Consider the following 20,712-nt stretch of genomic DNA (forward strand, 5'->3'; position numbering starts at 1 on the left):
ACAAAGTATGAGGGGCCATATCAGCACCTCCAAACGAAGACTCTTAACCCAAGCACCGCAGGCCCATTCGTCACGAAACCCATAAGACCCGGTATTCCGCAAAGAACCAAGAAAAAACGCCGGCAAGCCAAGGCTTCCGGCGCTCAGTCCATGGAGGACGGCTACATCAATCGGCCAGCAACTGGCGCAGCACATACGGCAGGATACCGCCGTGCCTGTAGTAGTCCACCTCGATGGGCGTATCGATCCGCAGCCTCACCACCACGGTCTGGCGGGTCCCGTCCGCACGGGTGATCACCAGTTGGGCGTCGCTTTGCGGCCTGAGATCCGCTGCGGGGATCACGTCGATCACCTCGTCGCCGCGCAGGCCCAGCGACTGCCAGCTGTCCTCGCCCTTGAACTGCAGCGGCAACACGCCCATGCCCACGAGGTTGGAGCGATGGATGCGCTCGAAACTGCGTGCCACCACCGCCTTGATGCCCAGGAGCTGGGTTCCCTTGGCGGCCCAGTCGCGGCTTGATCCCGTGCCGTATTCCTCACCCGCCAGCACGACGGTCGCGCGGCCGCGCGATTGGTACTTCATGGCGGCATCGTAGATCGACATCTTCGTCGCCTTGCCTTCCGCGTCGCGGTAGATCGTCAGGCCGCCCTCTTCGCGCGAGCCGTCGGGCAGAGCCGGAATCATCAGATTCTTGATGCGCACGTTGGCGAACGTGCCCCGCATCATCACCTCATGGTTGCCCCGGCGCGAGCCATAGCTGTTGAAGTCTGCCTTCTGGACACCATGCTCCTTGAGCCACAGTCCTGCAGGTGAAGACTCCTTGATCGACCCTGCAGGCGAAATATGGTCGGTGGTGATGGAGTCGCCGAACAGCGCCATCACACTGGCGCCATGCACCGCGTACGGGCTGTCCGCCTGCCCCTCGGGCTGCTTCACATCGAGCGAGAAGCCGTCGAAGAACGGCGGCTCGGCAATGTAGGTGCTGTCAGGCCAGGTATAGGTCGCGCCGGTCACGCCATGGATGTTTTCCCACAGCTTGCCCGGCTCGGCGTCCACCTTCTCGTAGTTCGAGCGGAATGCCTTGCCGTTCATGGCGTACTTCATGAGCTTGTGCACTTCGTCGCTGCTCGGCCAGATGTCGCCCAGGTAGACGTCGCGGCCGTTCTTGCCTTTTCCGACGGGCTCGGTCATGAGGTCCTTGCGGACGTTGCCGGCGATGGCGTAGGCCACCACGAGCGGCGGGCTCGCGAGGAAGTTCGCGCGGATGTTCGGATGAATCCGTGCCTCGAAGTTCCGGTTGCCCGAAAGCACCGCCGCGCAAACGAGATCGTTCTGCTGGATGGCTGCATTGAATTCGGGCAACAGGTCGCCGGCGTTGCCGATACAGGTCGTGCAACCATATCCCGCGATCGAGAAGCCCAGCTTCTCCAGGTAGGGCAGCAGGCCCGATTCCGTGAGGTACAGCGTGACAAGGCGCGAGCCGGGAGCCAGCGATGTCTTCACATGGGGTTCGACGCTCAGCCCCGCTTCCACGGCCTTCTTCGCGAGCAGGCCGGCCGCCAGCATCACGCTGGGGTTGGAGGTGTTGGTACAGCTCGTGATGGCGGCGATCAGCACATCGCCGTTATGCAGTTCGACGTCGCGGCCTTCGATGCGCTTGACGGCCTTGTCCGCCGCCTTGATGCTGGAGGCGGCATCGTCCACCGCGGGTTTGTTGGCCACCATTTCCACCGCATTGCGAGGCGCGCCCGCGGGAATCGGCTTGGCATCATCCGGTTCAACGGTTTCACCCTCGCCGTTGATATGCACCTTCACGGGCCTGTCGAGCTTGTCTGCGGACAGATTGAAGCCGTTCTGCGCTGCAGGAGCAGTGAAGAGCTCGGTGAATTTGTCAGCCACATGACCGATCTCGATGCGATCCTGGGGACGCTTCGGCCCGGCCAGGCTGGGGGCCACCGAACCCAGGTCGAGCCGGACCACGTGGGAGTAGTCGATCTCGCCCGCCTTGGGCACGCCGAACAGGCCCTGGGCCTTGAAGTAGGCCTCGAAGGCTTCGATTTCGGCCTTGGTACGGCCCGTGCCGTTGAAGTAGTCGATGGTCTTTTCATCCACCGGGAAGAAGCCCATCGTCGCACCGTACTCCGGCGCCATGTTGCCGATGGTCGCGCGATCGGGCACGGCCAGGCTGCGCGTGCCCTCGCCGAAGAACTCCACGAACTTGCCCACCACTTTTTCCTTGCGCAGGATCTCGGTGACGGTGAGCACCAGGTCGGTTGCCGTCACGCCTTCGCGCAGTTGGCCGGTGAGCTCGAAACCCACCACGTCAGGCGTCAGGAAATACACGGGCTGACCCAGCATGGCCGCCTCGGCCTCAATACCGCCCACCCCCCAGGCCACCACACCCACGCCGTTGATCATGGTGGTGTGGCTGTCCGTACCGACCAGAGAGTCGGGGTAGTAGACATCGCCCTTGGTCTTGTGCACGCCGCGCGCCAGGTACTCCAGGTTCACTTGGTGCACGATGCCGAAGCCCGGAGGCACCACACCGAACGTGTCGAACGCCTGCATGCCCCATTTCATGAACTGGTAGCGCTCCTTGTTCCGCTGGAACTCGAGCTTCATGTTCAGGTCAAGCGCATTCTTGCTGCCGTAGTAGTCGACCATGATCGAGTGGTCCACCACCAGATCGACAGGAACCAGCGGCTCGATGGTCTTGGGCTTCTTGCCGAGCGCAGCCGCAGTGCTGCGCATGGCGGCCAGATCGGCCAGCAGCGGCACCCCTGTGAAGTCCTGCAGCACCACGCGCGCAACGACGAACGGAATTTCATCCATGCGCTCGGCATTGGGCTTCCAGTTGGCGAGCTGCTCGATGTGTTCGGGCATCACCTTCTGGCCGTCGCAATTGCGCAGCACGGACTCGAGCACGATGCGCAGCGAGACCGGCAGGCGATTCACATTGGGAAACTGCTTGGCAAGCGCAGGCAGCGAGTAGTACTTTCCCTTCGAGGACTTGCCGGATCCGGCATTGAATGTCTTGAGGGTGGATTCAAAAGCGTGGCGCGATTCGTGGGTCTTTGCCATGTCGAGGAACTCCGATGGAACAACAACAACAGCACCCATTCTGGCAGTCACTGCGATGTTTCGCTATCGGCGGATCAAGATCTCGCACGTCAGTAGGCGTATTGACCGGAGCACAGGGCACGGCTCACCAGCAATCAGCCATTCGCACCACACCAACCCGGATCGAATATGCCTTTGCCTTTCGGCTGCCGACGAAAGGCCGAATGCTGAATCCATGTATTCCATAGATCGGAAACGATTGCGGCAGCATTCCCGTTTGTGGTGCATTGATACCAAGCACGATGCAAGCCAATTGACCCATTCATCGACATCATCTGTTCGTTATTTGAACAATTGACGCCATCAAAGCGATTCTGCGACTGAACTTTCAGGCCTGCTATCTGTCTTAGGCACAAGGAAATGTCAATGCAATTGGAAAAATCCTGATATCGCAATCAAGAGGTAAACCTAATTCCCTATATACCGTCCGTGCCGCCGTATGCGCAATCGCCACACCGGCATCATTTCCAATACTTGAAAACCCAGGCATTGACCACATCATTGGCTACGTATTACCACTTAGATATCGTCAGCCTGACGGCAATTGGATAGCTTGAGCCCGAAAATGAGAAAAGTCCGCCGAAGCGGACTTATTCTGAGCGACCACCCAATCCACACATTGACATGAGGCAATAGCCTCAACACAACATGACAGACGGGGAAATGTCAGATAGCGAACTTTTCGCGATCCTGGTTCTGAATCCACTTGGGGGCCTTGCCGCGGCCTGTCCAGGTTTCACCCGTTTCAGGATTGCGGTACTTGGGAGCGACCTTCACGCCGGATGTGGTCGACGCGCGTGCAGCACGGCCTGTCGGAAACACATCCTGGGAAGTCAGGCCATACTCAGCAACCAGTCCACGTACTTGCGCGATCGCTGCCGACAACTCCTGGCGGCGCGCGTCGTTGATTCGCTTCTCGAGGTCTTCGCGCTGCTTCAGAAGTTCTTTGTAGCTTTCAGTCATGGTGGTACCAATCAGTTGAATAAACAGTTTGTGGCGCGATTATATGAAGAAAATTTCTTCCGATATCCATAAAGGGTCAATGAATCAACAATTCATCAAAAATTTACACATTCATGACGCTTCGACCCTCGAAAGTGAAAGCTGATTGAATGCTTTCTTTCCCTGATCCTGCCTCATTGATTCATCCGGTTACTAATCTACCATTCATGCCCCAGGTTCAGGCGGCTTTGCCACGCCTCCGAATTCCGAATACCTCCCAACATGCAGCAAGCGGATTGGCGGACAATAGGACCTTTGGAATCGATGACCGAATCGGATCGGCACGCGCGTGCGTTGGCAGGGGTGATCGAATGCGCCAGAAAATCGGATGATGATCGGCCCAGGTCCATTGCCGCCGCCTGCAGACCTTCCCGCTCCACACAAATCGCGTCTCGATCGATTCGCACCTGCTTCCTTCGCAAACGTCCGCCAGCCCCAACATTCAAACCTCATGGCCATTTACTGTATCGGCGATCTCCAAGGTTGCGATTCCGCCTTCGCCCAACTCCTGACCCATATCGATTTTTCGCCAAGCCGCGACACGCTCTATCTGCTGGGCGACCTTGTCAATCGCGGCCCCGAATCAGCCGGCGTGCTTCGCCGCTGCATGCAGGCGGGAGACAGCATGCGCGCCTTGCTCGGCAATCACGACCTGCACCTGCTCGCAGCTGCCCATGGGGCCCGGCATGCTTCGCGGCGCGACACACTGGCCAGTGTGCTCGATGCCCCCGACCGCAATGCCATGATCGACTGGGTGCGCGAGCAACCACTCGCGCGCGAGCTTCGGGTGGGCAGCGATCGCCTGCTGATGGTGCATGCGGGCGTCGTGCCGCAATGGACCATGGACGACACCCTCGCATACGCCAAGGAGGTGCAGCAGATTCTCCGGGGCCCGGACATGCCTGCATTTCTCTTCCAGATGTATGGCAACCTGCCCGACCAGTGGCAGGGCGACCTTGCGGGCACAGACAGGCTGCGCTGCATCGTGAACACAATGACCCGCATTCGCTTCTGCACTCCTGAAGGTCGCATGGATTTCGAGAGTGCCGAGAGCGCGGATGCAGCCCCCGAGGGACTTCTTCCATGGTTCGATGTTCCCGGACGCAAGACGGCCGGCGTCACGATCGCTTTCGGACATTGGTCCACCCTGGGCCTCATGAACCGGCCGGACCTGCTCGGGCTGGACACCGGCTGCGTGTGGGGCGGTTGCCTGAGTGCGATGCGTATCGGCGCGACGCTGTCCGAGCGCACGTTGTTCGACGTGCAATGTGAGCAGTCGCAACGGCCGGGCAACTGAAGCCCGCTCAGCGACATCATTCAGCACAGCCCCTCCCCTTTCCCCTATGTTTCTCTCCATCCCGGGCCACCTGGCAATGAAAAACGCCAGCGTGCGGCGGATGCCTGCAGGCTGGCGATCGGTGTATCGGGGGAAAGGGAATCCCCCGCGAGAGTCGATTATTTAATCAATCAATCAATCAATTGACTGATTGATTGATTGATCACTCGGCCGACACGGGCGTCGGCTTGAACAGCGCGGGAATCTTGCGCTTGGAGCGGATGTTCGTCGAGCCGCGAACCGGTTGCGCCTTGCCGCTGGCCTCCCAGCTTGCCGGGGCCTGCGAAGGTGCTCCGGGTTCGTAGGGCTTGTCGAAGAACGGATCCTGGGGCGCCTGGCGGTAGCCGCCGCGATGGCCTTCGCTGCGGTGGCCTCGGGAGTACCCGGGCTGGCGGTCGGAACGTTCCTGGCGCTGCTCTTCTCCATCGTCGCTGCGCCATGCACGGCGGCCATCGTTGAAACGGCCGCGAGGACGATCGTCGTCCAGCTCGATCGCCTCGACGTTGATCTTCTTCTTGATCAGCTTCTCGATCTCGGCAACCTGCCTGGCATCGTGCGAAGTCACCAGTGTCACGGCAATACCCGAGGCGCCAGCGCGGCCCGTGCGGCCAATGCGGTGCACGTAGTCCTCGGCATTGAACGGCACGTCGTAGTTGAACACGGCGGGCACATCCTTGATGTCCAGGCCCCGTGCAGCCACGTCGGTGCAGCACAGCAGATGGACTTCACCGCTCTTGAAGGCCTCAAGCGCCTTCAGGCGCTCGTCCTGGCTCTTGTCGCCGTGCAGCGCCGCCGCCTTGAGGCCGTCGCGCTCGAGCGCGCGCGTCAAGCGGGCGCAACCGAGCTTGCTGTTCACGAAGATGAAGGCTTGGTTGATGCCGCGGTCCTTGAGCACCTGCTTGATCGCTCGGCGCTTGTCGTCATCGGTGGACGAGAAGAAACGCTGCTCCACCGTGGAGGCCGTCTCGTTCGGACGCGCGACCTCGATGGTGATCGGGTTCTGCAGGTAGCTGCCGGCAAGGCGCTTGATCTCGGGCGAGAACGTCGCGGAGAACAGCAGCGTGGTACGGCTCTTGGGCAGGTAGGAGAGGATGCGCTGCAGGTCGGGCAGGAAGCCGATGTCCAGCATGCGGTCGGCCTCGTCCAGCACCACGTACTCGACCTGGTTGAGCACCACATTCTTGGCCTCAATGTGGTCCAGCAGGCGGCCAGGCGTTGCCACCAGCACCTCGACGCCCTTCTTGAGCTCGAGGGTCTGGGGCTTCATGTCCATGCCGCCGAACACCACGGTGCTGCGCAGCTTGGTGTACTTGGCGTACAGCGCAACCTGCTGGGCGACCTGATCCGCCAGCTCGCGCGTGGGCAGCAGCACCAGGGCGCGCACGGGATGGCGCGCCGGCGATACGGAGCTGGTCTCGTGCTTGAGCAGGCGCTGGAGCAGCGGCAGCGAAAAGGCCGCCGTCTTGCCGGTTCCGGTCTGGGCAGCACCCATCACGTCCTGGCCCGCGAGCACGACCGGAATGGCCTGCTCCTGAATCGGCGTCATGAACTCGTAGCCCATGTCGGCTACGGCGCGCTTGAGCGGTTCAGCCAGCGCAAGGGAAGAATAGGCTTGTGTCATTAAGCCTCTATTGTCGCACTACCGGGAAAAGTCCGGGTTTTCCTCATGCCATGCACCGCTGGAACTCTGGCAGGAGGCATAAAAACAAACGGACTTGACACAGCAGCAGCCACGATCACAGGGATTGGGTATTGAAGGTATCGCAAGACTGGACGCTGCCCGTCTTGAGACCCGTGCTGAACCAGCGCACGCGCTGCGCGCTGGAGCCATGGGTGAATGCATCGGGGCGCACCGAGCCCGTCTGCTGGCGCTGCAGCGTGTCGTCGCCGATCTGCTGGGCGGCATTGATGGCGGACTCGATGTCGCTCTGGTCCAGCCAGTTCTTGGCCTGCTGGGAGTGATTCGCCCAGATGCCGGCGTAGCAATCGGCCTGCAGTTCGAGCCGAACCGACAGCGCGTTCTGGTCGCGCTGGCTGACGCGGCCGCGCATATTGTCCACCTTGGCAGTGGTGCCAAGCAGCGTCTGCACATGGTGGCCCACCTCGTGGGCGATCACGTAGGCACGGGCAAACTCGCCGGGCGCGCCCAGTTGCCGGCTCATGGTGTCGAAGAAGCCCATGTCCAGGTAGACCTTCTGGTCGCCCGGGCAATAGAACGGGCCCATCGCCGACTGGCCGGTGCCGCAGGCCGTGGGGACGGCGCCCCGGAACAGCACGAGCTTGGGCTCGCGGTACTGCGCGCCGCCCTGGCGGAAAATCTGCGTCCATACGTCTTCGGTGGAGGCCAGCACCGTGGAAACAAACCTGGCCTGCTGATCGTCGCCGGGCGGGGCCTTGGCAGGGCCTTGCTGCTGTTGCACTTGCGGCTGCCCGCCGCCGGAGAGCATCCCGATGGTCGTCAGCGGGTTGATGCCGAACACGCCCCAGCCGATCAGGGCAATCACCACCGTGCCAATGCCGATCGAGCGGCCACCGATCATGCCGCCGCCACCGCCGCCTTCACCACGGCGATCCTCCACATTGCTGGATTCGCGATTACCTTCCCATTTCATTGTCTGATCTCCGGTTTGAACTGCGTGCGACGCCTGCCTGTCCATGTCTCAGGCCATCGGTTGGGTGCAGGATATTACGCCGAGAAGGCCCGCAATGCAGGGCAAACCAGCGCCGTGTTCCAGAAACGCCGCGGCAGGCCTATGAGTTGACAATAATTTGCCTGGAACCGGAAGTAGGACGCCCGCGCGTTTGCAATTTTTCGGCGGGTCGGAAGGATGCCAGAGTGTGCGGACAGCCTCAGGCCTTGGGCAGGGTGACGCCCACTTGGCCCTGGTATTTGCCGCCGCGATCCTTGTAGCTGACCTCGCAGACCTCATCGCTCTCGAAGAACAGCACCTGGGCGCAGCCCTCGCCCGCATAGATGCGCGCCGGCAGCGGTGTCGTGTTGCTGAACTCGAGCGTCACGTAGCCTTCCCACTCGGGCTCGAACGGTGTGACGTTCACGATGATGCCGCAGCGCGCATAGGTGCTCTTGCCCAGGCAGATGGTCAGAACATTGCGCGGAATGCGGAAATACTCCACCGTGCGGGCCAGCGCGAAACTGTTGGGCGGGATGATGCACGAGTCGCCATGGAAGTCCACGAAGCTCTTCTCGTCGAAGTGCTTGGGATCGACCACGGTGCTGTGGATGTTGGTGAACACCTTGAACTCGGGAGCGCAGCGGATGTCGTAGCCATAGCTGCTGGTACCGTAGCTGATGATCTTGCGGCCATCCACCTGGCGGACCTGTCCCGGCTCGAACGGTTCGATCATGCCCTCTTGTTCGGCCATGCGGCGGATCCACTTATCGCTCTTGATGGACATTCCTGTCACTCCTTGCAGATTCTTCAATAGGCGACAGCGGCGCCCAGGTCCCTGCCCTGCGCCACCGTCCAAAACAGTGCTCATGCGCGGCAGCCGCAGGGCGGATCGCTCCGAATCCGCCCAGGGCTCCCTCAAAGGCCGCTATTTTGACTGCAAACGAGAAGGCCTCGGGAAGCTCCGCAAGGATCAGGCGATCTGCGTACGCTCGATCAAGCGGTCGTCGCCCAGGACGATCAACGCGAACAGCAGTTCGTCCAGGTTGCGGGCCTGCGAGGTGCGGCGCGCAATCAGCGGCGTCGCCTGGGGATTGATGACCACGAAATCAGCCTCGCAGCCCGGCTGCAGGTTGCCCACCGTGCCTTCGAGGCCAGCCGCGCGGGCAGCACCCGCCGTATGCTGCCACCACAACGCCTGCGGGGACAGCGACTGGCCTTGCTTGGCCTGGCCCTCGCGCCCGACGAAATAGGCCTCCAGCATGGTGCGGAACGGGCTGAAGCTGGTGCCGCCGCCCACGTCGCTCGCCAGGCCGTAGCCAAAGCCCACGGCATCCGCCTTCGCGAAGTCGAAATAGCCGCTGCCCAGGAACAGATTGCTCGTGGGGCAGACCGCCGCCGCCACGCCGCGATCACGCATGAGCGCACGGTCTTCCGCATCGAAGTGGATGCAATGCGCATAAATCGAGCGCTCGCGCATCAGCCCGAAATCGTCATAGACGGAGAGATAGCTGCGCGATGCGGGAAACAGTTCACGCACCCAGCGGATCTCGTCAAGGTTCTCCGCCACATGCGACTGGATCCACACGTCGCGATACTTCGCAGCCAGCTCGCCCGCGCCGCGCAACTGTGCATCGGTGCTCGTGGGGGCAAAGCGCGGCGTGATCGCATAGCCCAGGCGGCCCTTGCCGTGCCAGCGCTGGATCAGCGACTCGGTGTCGATGAGCGACTGCTCGGTCTGGTCACGCACACCGTCTGGCGAATGGCGATCCTGCAGCACCTTGCCCGCCACCATGCGCATGCGGCGCTGGTGCGCCTCGCCCATGAGCGCATCGACCGAGCCCGGGTGCGACGTGCAGAACGTGAAGGCGGTCGTCACGCCGTTGCGTAGCAGTTCGTCGATGAAGAACCTGGCGACCTCGTTCGCATAGCCCGCGTCGGAAAAGCGTGTCTCATGCGGGAAGGTGTAGTTCTCCAGCCAGGGCAGCAGGCCCTCGGCGGGCGAGCCGATCACATCGGTCTGCGGGTAGTGGATGTGCAGGTCGACGAAGCCCGGCGCGATGAGGCGGCCGGGCAGATGGATGACTTCGCCCTGTCCTGCATGCTGGGCACTGAGCGCGCTCCAGTCGCCGGCGGCGACCACGCGCTGCACGCCGTGGGCGTCCGCGGCGGTCGCGAGCAGGCCGTCTTGTTCGTAGATGGCTTCGCCGGAGGGGGCGAAGCGCAGGAGGGCGGAGCGGTAGATAGGCATAGGTGGGAGCTTAAAAGCTGCGGGGGCGGGTGACATGCTTGCAGGCGCATAGTCTCCATAAGAAAGCGGTATTTTCTGCTTGCCCCCTTTTTCATCCCCGCCCTTACTTCCTTCGTGGTGCCTGCACGCCCTCCACAAGCCAGTTCATGGTGAGGATCTCTTCGTCCTTCAGGCCTCTGCCCACCTCGATGCGCACCGCGCCCAGGTTGTCCCGGATCGGAGCACCGACGGCCTGGAAGGGCTGCAGCTTTCCGGCGATCATTTCCTTTTCCCGGGCCTTCACCTCCTCGCGCACGGTCTGGGGAATCTTCGGGCTGAAGCCGTCCATGCGAATCATTCCCTCGCGCACGCCGCCCCAGGTGTCCTGGCTCTTCCAGCTGCCATCGGCCACGGCCTTCACGCGGTCCGCATAGTATTTGCCCCATTGATGGGTGATGGCGACCAGTTGGGCGTCAGGGCCCACGTGCCGCATGTTGGAGTGATAGCCGATCGCGTACCTGCCTCGTTCCTGGGCCGCAGCCATGATGGCGGTGGACGCCACCTGGAACGACACCACATCCACGCCTTCGTTGAACAGCGCCATGGCGGCTTCGCGCTCCTTTGGTGGGTCGAACCAGGCATCCAGCCAGATCACCTTCACCACGGCCTTGGGATTCACCGAGCGCATGCCCAGCGTGAAGGCATTGATGCCCTGCATCACCTCCGGAATGGGGAATCCGGCCACGAAACCTGCCACGCCCGAGCGGCTCATGCGACCCGCGAGCACGCCGGAGAGATAGCGCCCTTCGTAGTAGCGTGCGTTGGCCGTGCTCACGTTGGCCGCTCGCTTGTAGCCGGTGATGGATTCAAACCTGACGTTCGGAAACTCCTGCGCCACGCGCATCGTCGGCTCCATGTAGCCAAAGCTTGGAGTGAAGATGATGTCGTTGCCCGAAGCGGCCAGGTCGCGGATCACGCGCTCGGAGTCGGCACCCTCGGCGACGTTCTCGACGAAGGTCGATTGCACGGCCTTGTCGCCCAGCGCGGCCATCATCTCCTTGCGGCCGGCTTCGTGCTGATGCGTCCAGCCAGCGTCGGCCACGGGCGACACATAGACGAATGCGGCCTTTACCGGCTTCTGCCTTGCGGCGGATTCGGCGTGCGCAGGGGTGGTGGGGGAAAGAAAAGAAAAAAAACAGGCGGCCGCAAGCGCGGCAGCGAGGTTTTTGTACATGGTGTTCCTCTACATGGTCCCGGAACGGCGCCAGATGGGTGGCGCCGCGATGGAAAAAAAAGAAAGGCTGCCGGGACAGCAGCCTTCCTGTGCTTTGAGGACGCGGATTGTACGCGCCCTTGTGTTTACGGTGCGGTCGGTGCGCCGCCTTCGTACCAGCGCTTGAACAGATCGCGCTCGTCGTCGGTCAGGCCGGCCGGGTTGCCGAAGGGCATCTTCTTGAGCTGCACCACCTGGGTGTAGATCTGCTGCGCGTGGCTCTTCACCTCTTCCGGGGTATCGAGCAGCACGCCCTTCTGCGCCATGGTCTTGGCACTGTGGCACATCACGCAGGCCTTCTCCATGATGGTGTGGACGTCGTTGTAGCTCGGCACGCCGGCAGCGGCAGGTGCTGCGGGCGCCGCCGGAGCGGGGGTGGACGACGATGCTGCGGCGACCGGAGCAGTCACCGAGGCAGCGGGTGCGACAGGCTTCAGCACAGGCTTCGGCGCAGGCTTGAGCCATGCAGCCACGCCGATGATCACCAGCACGCCGACCAGCGCATAGGGCCAGGGATGGCTGTTGCGGCCCAGCTTGAAACCGTGGCGCAGCACGAAGAACTGACGGATGGCCGCGCCGGCGAACATCATCAGGATCAGCACCAGCCAGTTCAGCTCGTGGTTGTAGAGCCAGCCGTAGTGATTCGACAGCATCGCGAACAGCACGGGCAGCGTGAAGTAGGTGTTGTGCACCGAGCGTTGCTTGGCGCGCTTGCCGTGGATCGGATCGACGGGCTGCCCCGCACGCAGGGCGGCGACCACCTTGCGCTGGCCAGGGATGATCCAGAAGAACACGTTCGCACTCATCGAGGTCGCGAGCATCGCACCCATGAGCAGGAAGGCCGCCTGGCCGGGGAAGATATGGCAAGCCAGGAACGAGGCAATGCACACCAGCACGAGCACCAGCGCGCCCACGATGCCGTCGCCGTTCTTGCCCTGGCCGAACATGCGGCAGATCCCGTCGTACAGCAGCCAGAACACCGCGAGGAACGCAAGCGCCGCAAGAATGGCCATGCTGGTCGACATCGGGTTCGGGCTGGCGGGATTGACCAGATAGATGTTGGCATTCCACAGGTATGAAACCGTCAGCAGCGCAAAGCCCGAAAGCCAGGTCGTGTAGCTCTCCCAATAGAACCAATGCAGGTGGTCCGGCATCTTGGGCGGAGAGACGTTGAACTTCACCGGATGGTAGAAACCACCGCCGTGCACGGCCCAGAGCTCGCCCGATACGCCGTCGCGCTTGAGGTCTTCATCGACCGGCGGCGTGAGGCTGCTGTCCAGGAAAACGAAGTAGAAGGAGGAACCGACCCAAGCAATGGCCGTGATGACGTGAAGCCAGCGCAGGAGCAGATTGGCCCAGTCGAGAATGTAGCTTTCCATAGCTCTCAACCTTGGCAGCAGTGAAGCCGCCGTTGGGCAACATCGGGGCGACATTGCCTTGACTCTGCTCACCACTGCGGGCGCTCTGAGCAGCATCTGGCCGCGCACCTTGGACTTGGAATGACCTGGGCACCGCTGCGACCAATTTTGTTGACTGAAAGTGTATACAAAATCTGGCGAAAAACGCGCAGAGGTGACCTAGGACATACCCTTGTCCGAAAATTTCACCGCCGAATCCGCCTCTCTGTAGACCGATTGCAACAGTTGCGCCGCCACGGATGCGGCAATCACCTCCGGCTCCTTGCCCGTGATTCCGGCGATGCCGATGGGACAGGTGATGTGGGCGAGTTCTTCCTCCGAGAACCCGCGCTGGCGCAGCCGGCTCCCGAACACCGCGCGCTTGGTGGCGCTGCCGATCAGCCCGACGAACGGCAGGTCCCCCTGCTCGCGCTGGCGCTTGAGGCAGGTGGCGACGATGCTCAGGTCTTCCGCATGGCTGAAGCTCATGATCAGCACGCGCGAGCCGGGCGGCAGGTCAAGCACCGCCGCTTCGACCGGATCGGAGTGTTCGCATTGCACCTGCGGGGGAACGTCCGCCGGGAAAATGCTGTCGCGGCTGTCGATCCACTGGACCGCGAATGGCAACGGCGCAAGGGCCCGCACCAGCGCATGACCCACGTGTCCGCCGCCGAAGAGTGCCAGGTCATGCAATGCGGGCTGCAGTCGCCTTGAGAGCGTCTTCGCGTGTTCGGCTTGCACGATCTCGAAGCGCAGGCTCACCGCGCCTCCACAGCACTGGCCGAGGCTGGGGCCCAGCGACCAGCGGCGCACCAGCGGAAGCTCGACGTCCGCCGCAGGGGCCAGCAGGAGGTTGCGCGCAAGCGTGATCGCCTCCATCTCCAGGTGGCCGCCGCCAATGGTTCCGATGAGCGCGCCGGAGCCTTGCGTCACGGCCATCCACGCGCCGGATTCGCGCGGCGCCGAGCCTTGGGTAGACTCCACGGACACCAGACATGCCGAAGCCGTCTGCAAGGTCAGCAACAATTGTTGAAGGGCCAGTGACACGGTGATCGTCCTCATGTACGAATGATTGAAAGCATAACCAGCGTTCCCCTCGATGACAAAGAACAGCCTCATGAAGTTCGGCGCTGAAGCCCCCCGGGCTCAGGACCGACGCGGCTGGATTCTCGTGCTGCTTGCAGCGCTTGTCCTCGTGGGTGTGAATCGCTATCTCGAATGGCGCGGCGACGAGCCGACCGGAGCGCGCACTGCACCAACGCCCACGCCAGCCCCCATCCCCACGCCCCAACCGGTGCCGGCACCGGAACCGGCCACTCCCGCGCCGCTCCCCGCTCCTGCGCAAAAACGCCAGCCACAGCCTGCACCGACACCCGCGCCCAAGCCCGCCCCCAAAGTCGACAAGCCGGCCATCCCCGGCTCGCAGGCCACCAATGCGCGCGCCTACCGGCAGGACGCCGCCCGGCATCTCTATGCCAGGAATGCCGCGCGCATCTACAAGGGCAAGCTGCAACCGCTGCTCTATGCGGTGGGCGTCCTGCAGGTGAGCATCGACGGCAACGGCCGCGTGCGCAGCCTGCACTGGATGCGCGCCCCGCGCCATGCGCCCGAGGTCATCCGGGAGATCGAGCGCACCGTTCGTGCCGCAGCCCCCTACCCGGCGCCTGTACGCATGGGCAATGTGGTCTACACCGACACCTGGCTGTGGGATAAATCCGGCCGATTCCAGCTGGACACCCTGACCGAGGGGCAACTCTGAACCCGCGCCATCCACCGCGTCTCGATTCATTACACTCCGGGCCCACGCCATGCCGGCACGCGCCGCCAGCCTCCGCAACCGACGATCACCATGACTGTTTCCCACTCTCCACGCCAGCACCTGTCCACCACCGCCCGCCTTGCGGCAGTGCTCCTGTGGGGCCTTGCGTCCGGCCTGGCTGCGCATGCCGCACCGTCCTGCGATGCACAGCAGTTCAGCAAAGTGCAGGAGCAACTCGCCCGCGTCGCCTCGTGGGACCGCTTCGCGCAGCTCTACGAGAATGCGGGGGCATGCGACCGTGCTGAGCAGACGCGTGCCTTCACACAGGCCGTCGCACGGCTGTCGGCACGGCCGGGCGGCGTCAGCCAGCTTGATGCGGCCGTGCGCAAGCGCTCCTGGCTCAAGCCCGTGGTGCTGCGGCATCTGCGCTCCGGCGCGGTCGGCAGGGAGGATTCCCGCAAGATCGTTGCCAACGTCGAGCGCGCATGCCCGCAGCGCAAGCAGACGCAGCTGTGCCGCGACGTACGCATCACGCTGCGCGGCAAGAAGTAGGTCGCGCCCGTGCAGAGCGTGTTGGCGCGCTCAGGAACCGCGGTAGGTGGAGTAGCTCCAGGGGCTCACCAGCAGCGGCACGTGGTAATGCTGATCCGCATGCGCCACGCCAAAGTCCAGGCTCACCTTGTTGAGAAAATTCGGCTCGGGCAATGACACGCCGCGAGCCTTGAAATACGCCGCCACATCGAAGGTCAGGCGGTAAGTACCCACCTTGAGACTGTTGTTGTCAAAAAGCGGCGCATCGGTACGACCGTCATGGTTCAGCGTCAGGCTCTTGATCAGGGTGGCCTTGTCGCCATCTGTACCGAAGAGTTCAACCTGCATGCCTGCGGCAGGGCAGCCATTCATGGTGTCGAGAACGTGGGTGCTCAGGCCCATTGGGATAACTCCTTAAACGTTAAGTGGATTCGACTGTACCTCTGTCGACCAAAAGTGTATACAATTTTTGTGAACTTGAAGAGAAATCTTGAAATGGAATCGTCAGCCACCAGCACCATCGCCGAATCGCTCACTCGCGCCATCGTCGAGCACAAGCTTCTGCCCGGGACCAAACTGGGCGAGCAGAAGCTGGCCGATCACTTCGGTGTATCGCGCACACTGGTGCGGCAGGCGCTGTTCCAGCTCTCGCAGAACCGGCTGGTGACGCTCGAGCCGGCACGCGGCGCGTTCGTCGCCACGCCCTCCGTGGAAGAAGCCAAGCAGGTCTTCGGTGTCCGCCTCATGCTCGAGACCGCGATGACCCGTTCGTTCGTCCAGCAGGTCAAGCCCGCGCAGATCAAGGCGCTCAAGGCCCACATCCAGGCCGAGAAGAAGGCCATGGAGCGCAACGACGTCGGCCAGCGCACCGAGCTGCTGGGTGACTTCCACGTCGTCATGGCCGAGCTCATGGGCAATGCCGTGCTTGCGCAGATGCTCGGCGACCTGATATCGCGCTGCGCGCTCATCACGCTGATGTACCAGAGCACCACCGCGGCCGAGCACTCGCACGAGGAGCACGAGGCCATCGTCCAGGCCCTGGCGGACAGGGACGAGGAAACCGCCGTGCGGCTGATGCAGCAGCATCTTCAGCACGTGGAGGAAGGCTTGACCTTCGACCGTGACATGCCCACCAGCGATCTCTCGATGGCGTTGTCCTCCGTCACGAGTTGAGCGCCCCGAATTTGATCGCACCGAATTGATTGCACCGAACCGGTACTGAAAAGACCACCATGACCTACGACGCCTGCGCTCCCTACCCTCGCGACCTGATCGGCTACGGCCGCGATACGCCCCATCCCGAATGGCCCGGCAAGGCCCGCGTGGCGGTGCAGTTCGTGCTGAACTACGAGGAAGGCGGCGAGAACTGCGTGCTGCATGGCGATGCGGCCAGCGAACAGTTTCTCTCCGAGATGTTCAATCCGGCCGCCTACCCCGAGCGCCACATGAGCATGGAAGGCATCTACGAATACGGATCGCGCGCGGGCGTCTGGCGCATCCTGCGCGAGTTCGAGAAGCGCAAGCTGCCGCTCACCGTCTTCGGCGTGGCCACCGCGCTCAAGCGCTACCCCGAGGTGGCCAGGGCGTTCGACGAACTCGGCCACGAGGTGGCCTGCCACGGTCTCAAGTGGATCCACTACCAGGGCGTTCCAGAAGAGATCGAGCGCGCGCACATGGCGCAGTGCATGGAGATCTTCGGCGAGCTCTATGGCAAGAACAGCGATCACGGCCTGGGCTGGTACACGGGCCGCGACAGCCCCAACACGCACCGCATCGTGGCCGACAACGGTGGCTTCACCTACGACAGCGACTACTACGGCGACGACCTGCCTTTCTGGATGACCGTGCGCAAGACCGACGGCAGCCAGCACCAGCAGCTCATCCTGCCCTACACGCTGGATGTGAACGACATGCGCTTCGCGCTGCCGCAGGGTTACTCGCATGCCGACCCGTTCTTCCAGTACATGAAGGACACCTTCGACACGCTGTATGCCGAGGGTGATGCGAATGGCGACAACGCGCCCAAGATGATGAGCATTGGCATGCACTGCCGCCTGCTCGGCCGCCCCGGCCGCATCACGGCGCTGCAGCGTTTTCTCGACCACATCCAGAAGCACGACAACGTGTGGGTGGCCCGTCGCATCGACATCGCGCGCCATTGGGCGCAGCGTTTCCCGGCGCCTGCCCTGTAAGCAGTCCGCACGCCCATCACAAGCACACAAGCAACACGCATTCACCTCATCGACTGGAGACAAACACCATGGCGCTGACATTCGAACAACTCAACACCGCAGATGTGACACAGGCCACCGAGCTGCTGGACGGCATCTACGAGCACTCGCCCTGGATTGCCGAAAGGGCGATGGCCGCGCGTCCGTTCAAGTCGCTCGCGCACCTCAAGTACGCCATGGCCCACGTGGTGAACACCGCGGACAAGCAGGCCCAGCTCGACCTGATCCGCGCCCACCCCGAACTCGCGGGCAAGGCCATGGTGTCCAAGACGCTCACGGCGGAATCGACCAATGAGCAGAGCAAGGCCGGCCTCACCAACTGCACACCGGAAGAGTTCGCGCGCATCCAGCAGCTCAACGCCGACTACAACCAGCGCTTTGGCTTCCCGTTCATCCTGGCCGTGCGCGGCCCGCGCGGTGTGGGCCTTCCGAAGCAGGAGATCATCGACACGTTCGCGCGTCGCCTGGACAATCATCCTGACTTCGAACGCGCCGAAGCACTGCGCAACATCCATCGCATCGCCGAGATCCGCCTGAACGACAAGTTCGGTTTCGAGCCCACGCTGGGCAACGACGTCTGGGACTGGCAGGAGCGGCTCGCGCAGCACACCGACCCCGGCTACGAAGAGCTCGGCCAGCTCACCGTGACCTACCTGACCGAAGCGCACCGCGCGTGCGCCCAGCGCATCAGCCACTGGATGCGGGATTGCGGGTTCGACGAAGTGGAGATCGATGCCGTCGGCAACGTGGTCGGCCGCTACAAGGGCGCGCAGGACGATGCCAGGTACCTCATCACCGGCAGCCACTACGACACCGTGCGCAATGGCGGCAAATACGACGGACGCCTCGGTATCTTCGTGCCGATGGCCTGCGTGCGCGAGCTGCATCGCAGCAACAAGCGGCTGCCCTTCGGCATCGAGGTGGTGGCGTTCGCGGAGGAGGAAGGCCAGCGCTACAAGGCCACGTTCCTCGGCTCGGGCGCGCTGATCGGCGACTTCAAGAACGAATGGCTCGAGCAAAAGGATGCCGACGGCATCACCATGCGCGAGGCCATGCAGCATGCGGGCTTGTGCATCGACGATATTCCCAAGCTCCAGCGCAATGCCGCCGACTACCTGGGCTTCATCGAGGTGCACATCGAGCAGGGCCCCGTGCTCAATGAACTCGACATTCCGCTGGGCGTCGTCACGTCGATCAACGGCAGCGAACGCTATGTCTGCGAAATGATCGGCATGGCCAGCCACGCGGGCACCACGCCCATGGACCGCCGCCGCGATGCCGCCGTCGGCGTGGCGGAACTGGCCCTCTATGTGGAGCAGCGCGCCGCGCAGGACGGCGACAGCGTGGCCACCATCGGCCAGCTCAACGTGCCCAACGGCTCCATCAACGTGGTGCCGGGCCGCTGCCTGTTCAGCCTGGACATGCGCGCACCCACCAATGCGCAGCGCGACGCCATGGTGAAGGACATCCTGGCCAAGCTCGACGAGATCGCCAAGCGCCGCGGCCTGCACTACAAGGCCGAGCGCTCCATGAGCGCCGACGCCGCGCCCAGCGCACCCGAATGGCAGAAGCGCTGGGAGAGAGCGGTGGACGCACTCGGCGTTCCGCTGTTCCGCATGCCCAGCGGCGCGGGCCACGACGCGATGAAGATCCACGAAATCATGCCGCAGGCCATGCTGTTCGTGCGCGGCCTGAACTCGGGCATCAGCCACAACCCGCTGGAATCGTCCACGTCGGACGACATGCAGCTGTCCGTCGATGCCTTCAGCCATGTGCTGGACCAGCTGGCGGCCGAGCACGCGTGAGCGCGGCATCGCCCTCCCTCCTCGATCGATTCATTCCCTCTTTTCAAACCACCAACAACAGAACCCCAAGGAACCGCAATGACACAAGACCGCCAGGCCACCTATGCAGCGCTCGACGCATGGATCGACCAGCATTTCGATGAGCAAGTGCGATTCCTCCAGGCACTTGTGCAGGTTCCGACCGACACCCCCCCAGGCAACAACGCACCTCATGCGGAGCGCACTGCCGAGCTGATCAAGTCCTTCGGCTTCGATGCGGAAAAGCATGTGGTTCCCGAGCAGGAAGTGAAGGACTACGGCATGCAGTCCATCACCAACCTCATCGTGCGCCGCCCCTACGGCGACGGCGGCAAGACGGTCGCGCTGAACGCGCATGGTGACGTGGTGCCACCGGGCGAAGGCTGGACGCGCGACCCCTACGGCGCGGAAATCGCCGATGGCGCCATGTTCGGCCGTGCCACCGCCGTGAGCAAGAGCGACTTCTCCACCTTCACCTTCGCCGTGCGCGCACTCGAGGCCGTTGCCAGGCCGGCCAAGGGCAGCGTCGAGCTGCACTTCACCTACGACGAAGAGTTCGGCGGCATTCTCGGCCCGGGCTGGCTGCTCGAGAAGGGCCTGACCAAGCCTGACCTCATGGTGGCCGCGGGCTTCAGCTACGAAGTCGTGACCGCGCACAACGGCTGCCTGCAGATGGAAGTGACCATCCACGGCAAGATGGCCCACGCGGCCGTGCCGCACACCGGCGTCGACGCGCTGCAGGCAGCGACCGCCGTGCTGAACGCCCTGTATGGCGAGAACGTGAAGTACAAGCAGGTGACCTCCAAGGTGGCCGGCATCAAGCATCCCTATGTGAACGTCGGCCAGATCCAGGGCGGCACCAACACCAACGTCATTCCCGGCAAGGTGGTGCTCAAGGTCGACCGCCGCATGATTCCCGAAGAGAATCCGGCGGAAGTCGAAGCCACCATCCGCCAGGTGATGACCGATGCCATCGCGGCGTTCAACAAGACCCATGGCTACACGGGCGAAGACGCCGTTCGCATCGACATCAAGCGCCTGCTGCTGGCGAATGCCATGACACCGCTGCCGGGCAACAAGCCTCTGGTCGATGCCATCCAGACGCACGGTGAAGCGGTCTTCGGCGAGAAGCCCGCTGCCGTGGGAACCCCGCTCTACACCGACGTGCGCCTGTACGTCGAGCGCGGCATTCCTGGCGTGATCTACGGCGCCGGCCCGCGCTCGGTGCTTGAGTCGCACGCCAAGCGTGCCGACGAGCGCGTGGTGCTGGAAGACCTGCGCCGTGCCACCAAGGTCGTGGCGCGTTCCCTGGTGGACTTGCTGGCCTGACGCGACAAGTCCTCCTTGCCCCGCTGCGCGGCGGCAAGGAGGCTACCGTG

General features: G+C 63.1%; 17 protein-coding genes. 7 read left to right on the forward strand and 10 right to left on the reverse strand.

The genetic code is table 11. From position 1 onward, the window contains the following. Window positions 1–166: 166 nt before the first annotated feature. Together H9K76_RS16860 and H9K76_RS16865 are read right to left on the reverse strand one after the other, a co-directional pair. Window positions 167–3,082, reverse strand: coding sequence for an aconitate hydratase (locus tag H9K76_RS16860; protein WP_187596484.1), 2,916 nt, complete (start codon window positions 3,080–3,082; stop codon window positions 167–169). Between the two features lie 705 nt (window positions 3,083–3,787). Next, window positions 3,788–4,084, reverse strand: coding sequence for an H-NS histone family protein (locus H9K76_RS16865; RefSeq protein ID WP_187596485.1), 297 nt, complete (start codon window positions 4,082–4,084; stop codon window positions 3,788–3,790). Between the two features lie 490 nt (window positions 4,085–4,574). Here H9K76_RS16865 and H9K76_RS16870 point away from each other — a divergent pair, with 490 nt between their 5' ends. After that, window positions 4,575–5,420 (forward strand): symmetrical bis(5'-nucleosyl)-tetraphosphatase, encoded by an 846-nt coding sequence (locus tag H9K76_RS16870; protein WP_187596486.1) that lies wholly within the window; start codon window positions 4,575–4,577, stop codon window positions 5,418–5,420. A gap of 202 nt (window positions 5,421–5,622) precedes the next feature. On the opposite strand, the gene H9K76_RS16875 is transcribed toward H9K76_RS16870, so the two are convergent. The 7 genes from H9K76_RS16875 to xdhC all read right to left on the reverse strand — a co-directional run bounded on the left by H9K76_RS16875 (window position 5,623) and on the right by xdhC (window position 14,051). Next, on the reverse strand, window positions 5,623–7,080 hold the full coding sequence (locus tag H9K76_RS16875) for a DEAD/DEAH box helicase (RefSeq protein WP_187596487.1): 1,458 nt from the start codon (window positions 7,078–7,080) through the stop codon (window positions 5,623–5,625). A 115-nt stretch (window positions 7,081–7,195) separates the two neighbouring features. Then, window positions 7,196–8,071 (reverse strand): KPN_02809 family neutral zinc metallopeptidase, encoded by an 876-nt coding sequence (ypfJ, locus tag H9K76_RS16880; RefSeq protein WP_187596488.1) that lies wholly within the window; start codon window positions 8,069–8,071, stop codon window positions 7,196–7,198. Between the two features lie 238 nt (window positions 8,072–8,309). After that, window positions 8,310–8,876 (reverse strand): dCTP deaminase, encoded by a 567-nt coding sequence (gene dcd, locus H9K76_RS16885; protein WP_187596489.1) that lies wholly within the window; start codon window positions 8,874–8,876, stop codon window positions 8,310–8,312. Between the two features lie 186 nt (window positions 8,877–9,062). Next, on the reverse strand, window positions 9,063–10,340 hold the full coding sequence (gene guaD / locus H9K76_RS16890) for a guanine deaminase (RefSeq protein ID WP_187596490.1): 1,278 nt from the start codon (window positions 10,338–10,340) through the stop codon (window positions 9,063–9,065). A 103-nt stretch (window positions 10,341–10,443) separates the two neighbouring features. Then, window positions 10,444–11,553, reverse strand: coding sequence for a BMP family ABC transporter substrate-binding protein (locus H9K76_RS16895; protein ID WP_187596491.1), 1,110 nt, complete (start codon window positions 11,551–11,553; stop codon window positions 10,444–10,446). A gap of 125 nt (window positions 11,554–11,678) precedes the next feature. After that, complete coding sequence (locus H9K76_RS16900; RefSeq protein WP_187596492.1) at window positions 11,679–12,971, reverse strand: urate hydroxylase PuuD; 1,293 nt, start codon at window positions 12,969–12,971, stop codon at window positions 11,679–11,681. Window positions 12,972–13,169: 198 nt separating this feature from the next. Then, window positions 13,170–14,051 carry a xanthine dehydrogenase accessory protein XdhC gene (xdhC, locus tag H9K76_RS16905; RefSeq protein ID WP_187596493.1) on the reverse strand — a complete coding sequence of 294 codons (882 nt, stop codon included), beginning with the start codon at window positions 14,049–14,051 and terminating at the stop codon, window positions 13,170–13,172. A gap of 214 nt (window positions 14,052–14,265) precedes the next feature. Here xdhC and H9K76_RS16910 point away from each other — a divergent pair, with 214 nt between their 5' ends. Together H9K76_RS16910 and H9K76_RS16915 are read left to right on the forward strand one after the other, a co-directional pair. Continuing rightward, window positions 14,266–14,748: a hypothetical protein gene (locus H9K76_RS16910; RefSeq protein ID WP_246475549.1), complete on the forward strand. Its 483-nt coding sequence runs from the start codon at window positions 14,266–14,268 to the stop codon at window positions 14,746–14,748. A 90-nt stretch (window positions 14,749–14,838) separates the two neighbouring features. After that, the gene (locus H9K76_RS16915; RefSeq protein WP_187596494.1) at window positions 14,839–15,300 is read left to right on the forward strand and encodes a hypothetical protein; all 462 of its coding nucleotides are present in this window, start codon (window positions 14,839–14,841) and stop codon (window positions 15,298–15,300) included. Between the two features lie 30 nt (window positions 15,301–15,330). On the opposite strand, the gene uraH is transcribed toward H9K76_RS16915, so the two are convergent. Beyond that, window positions 15,331–15,681: a hydroxyisourate hydrolase gene (uraH, locus tag H9K76_RS16920; protein ID WP_187596495.1), complete on the reverse strand. Its 351-nt coding sequence runs from the start codon at window positions 15,679–15,681 to the stop codon at window positions 15,331–15,333. Between the two features lie 93 nt (window positions 15,682–15,774). Between uraH and H9K76_RS16925 the strand changes: the two genes are divergently transcribed. From H9K76_RS16925 to H9K76_RS16940, 4 genes are all read left to right on the forward strand, one after another. After that, the gene (locus H9K76_RS16925; protein WP_187596496.1) at window positions 15,775–16,452 is read left to right on the forward strand and encodes a GntR family transcriptional regulator; all 678 of its coding nucleotides are present in this window, start codon (window positions 15,775–15,777) and stop codon (window positions 16,450–16,452) included. A gap of 59 nt (window positions 16,453–16,511) precedes the next feature. After that, a complete protein-coding gene (gene puuE, locus H9K76_RS16930) occupies window positions 16,512–17,471 on the forward strand; it encodes an allantoinase PuuE (protein ID WP_187596497.1) in 960 nt (319 codons plus the stop codon). Between the two features lie 68 nt (window positions 17,472–17,539). Next, window positions 17,540–19,315: a 2-oxo-4-hydroxy-4-carboxy-5-ureidoimidazoline decarboxylase gene (uraD, locus tag H9K76_RS16935; protein ID WP_187596498.1), complete on the forward strand. Its 1,776-nt coding sequence runs from the start codon at window positions 17,540–17,542 to the stop codon at window positions 19,313–19,315. 78 nt (window positions 19,316–19,393) lie between these two features. After that, window positions 19,394–20,662, forward strand: a complete 1,269-nt coding sequence (locus H9K76_RS16940; protein ID WP_187596499.1) for a M20 family metallopeptidase — start codon at window positions 19,394–19,396, stop codon at window positions 20,660–20,662. Window positions 20,663–20,712: the final 50 nt, after the last annotated feature.

It is taken from the genome of Diaphorobacter ruginosibacter (assembly GCF_014395975.1).
In the GTDB taxonomy this organism is placed as follows: domain Bacteria; phylum Pseudomonadota; class Gammaproteobacteria; order Burkholderiales; family Burkholderiaceae_C; genus Diaphorobacter_A; species Diaphorobacter_A ruginosibacter.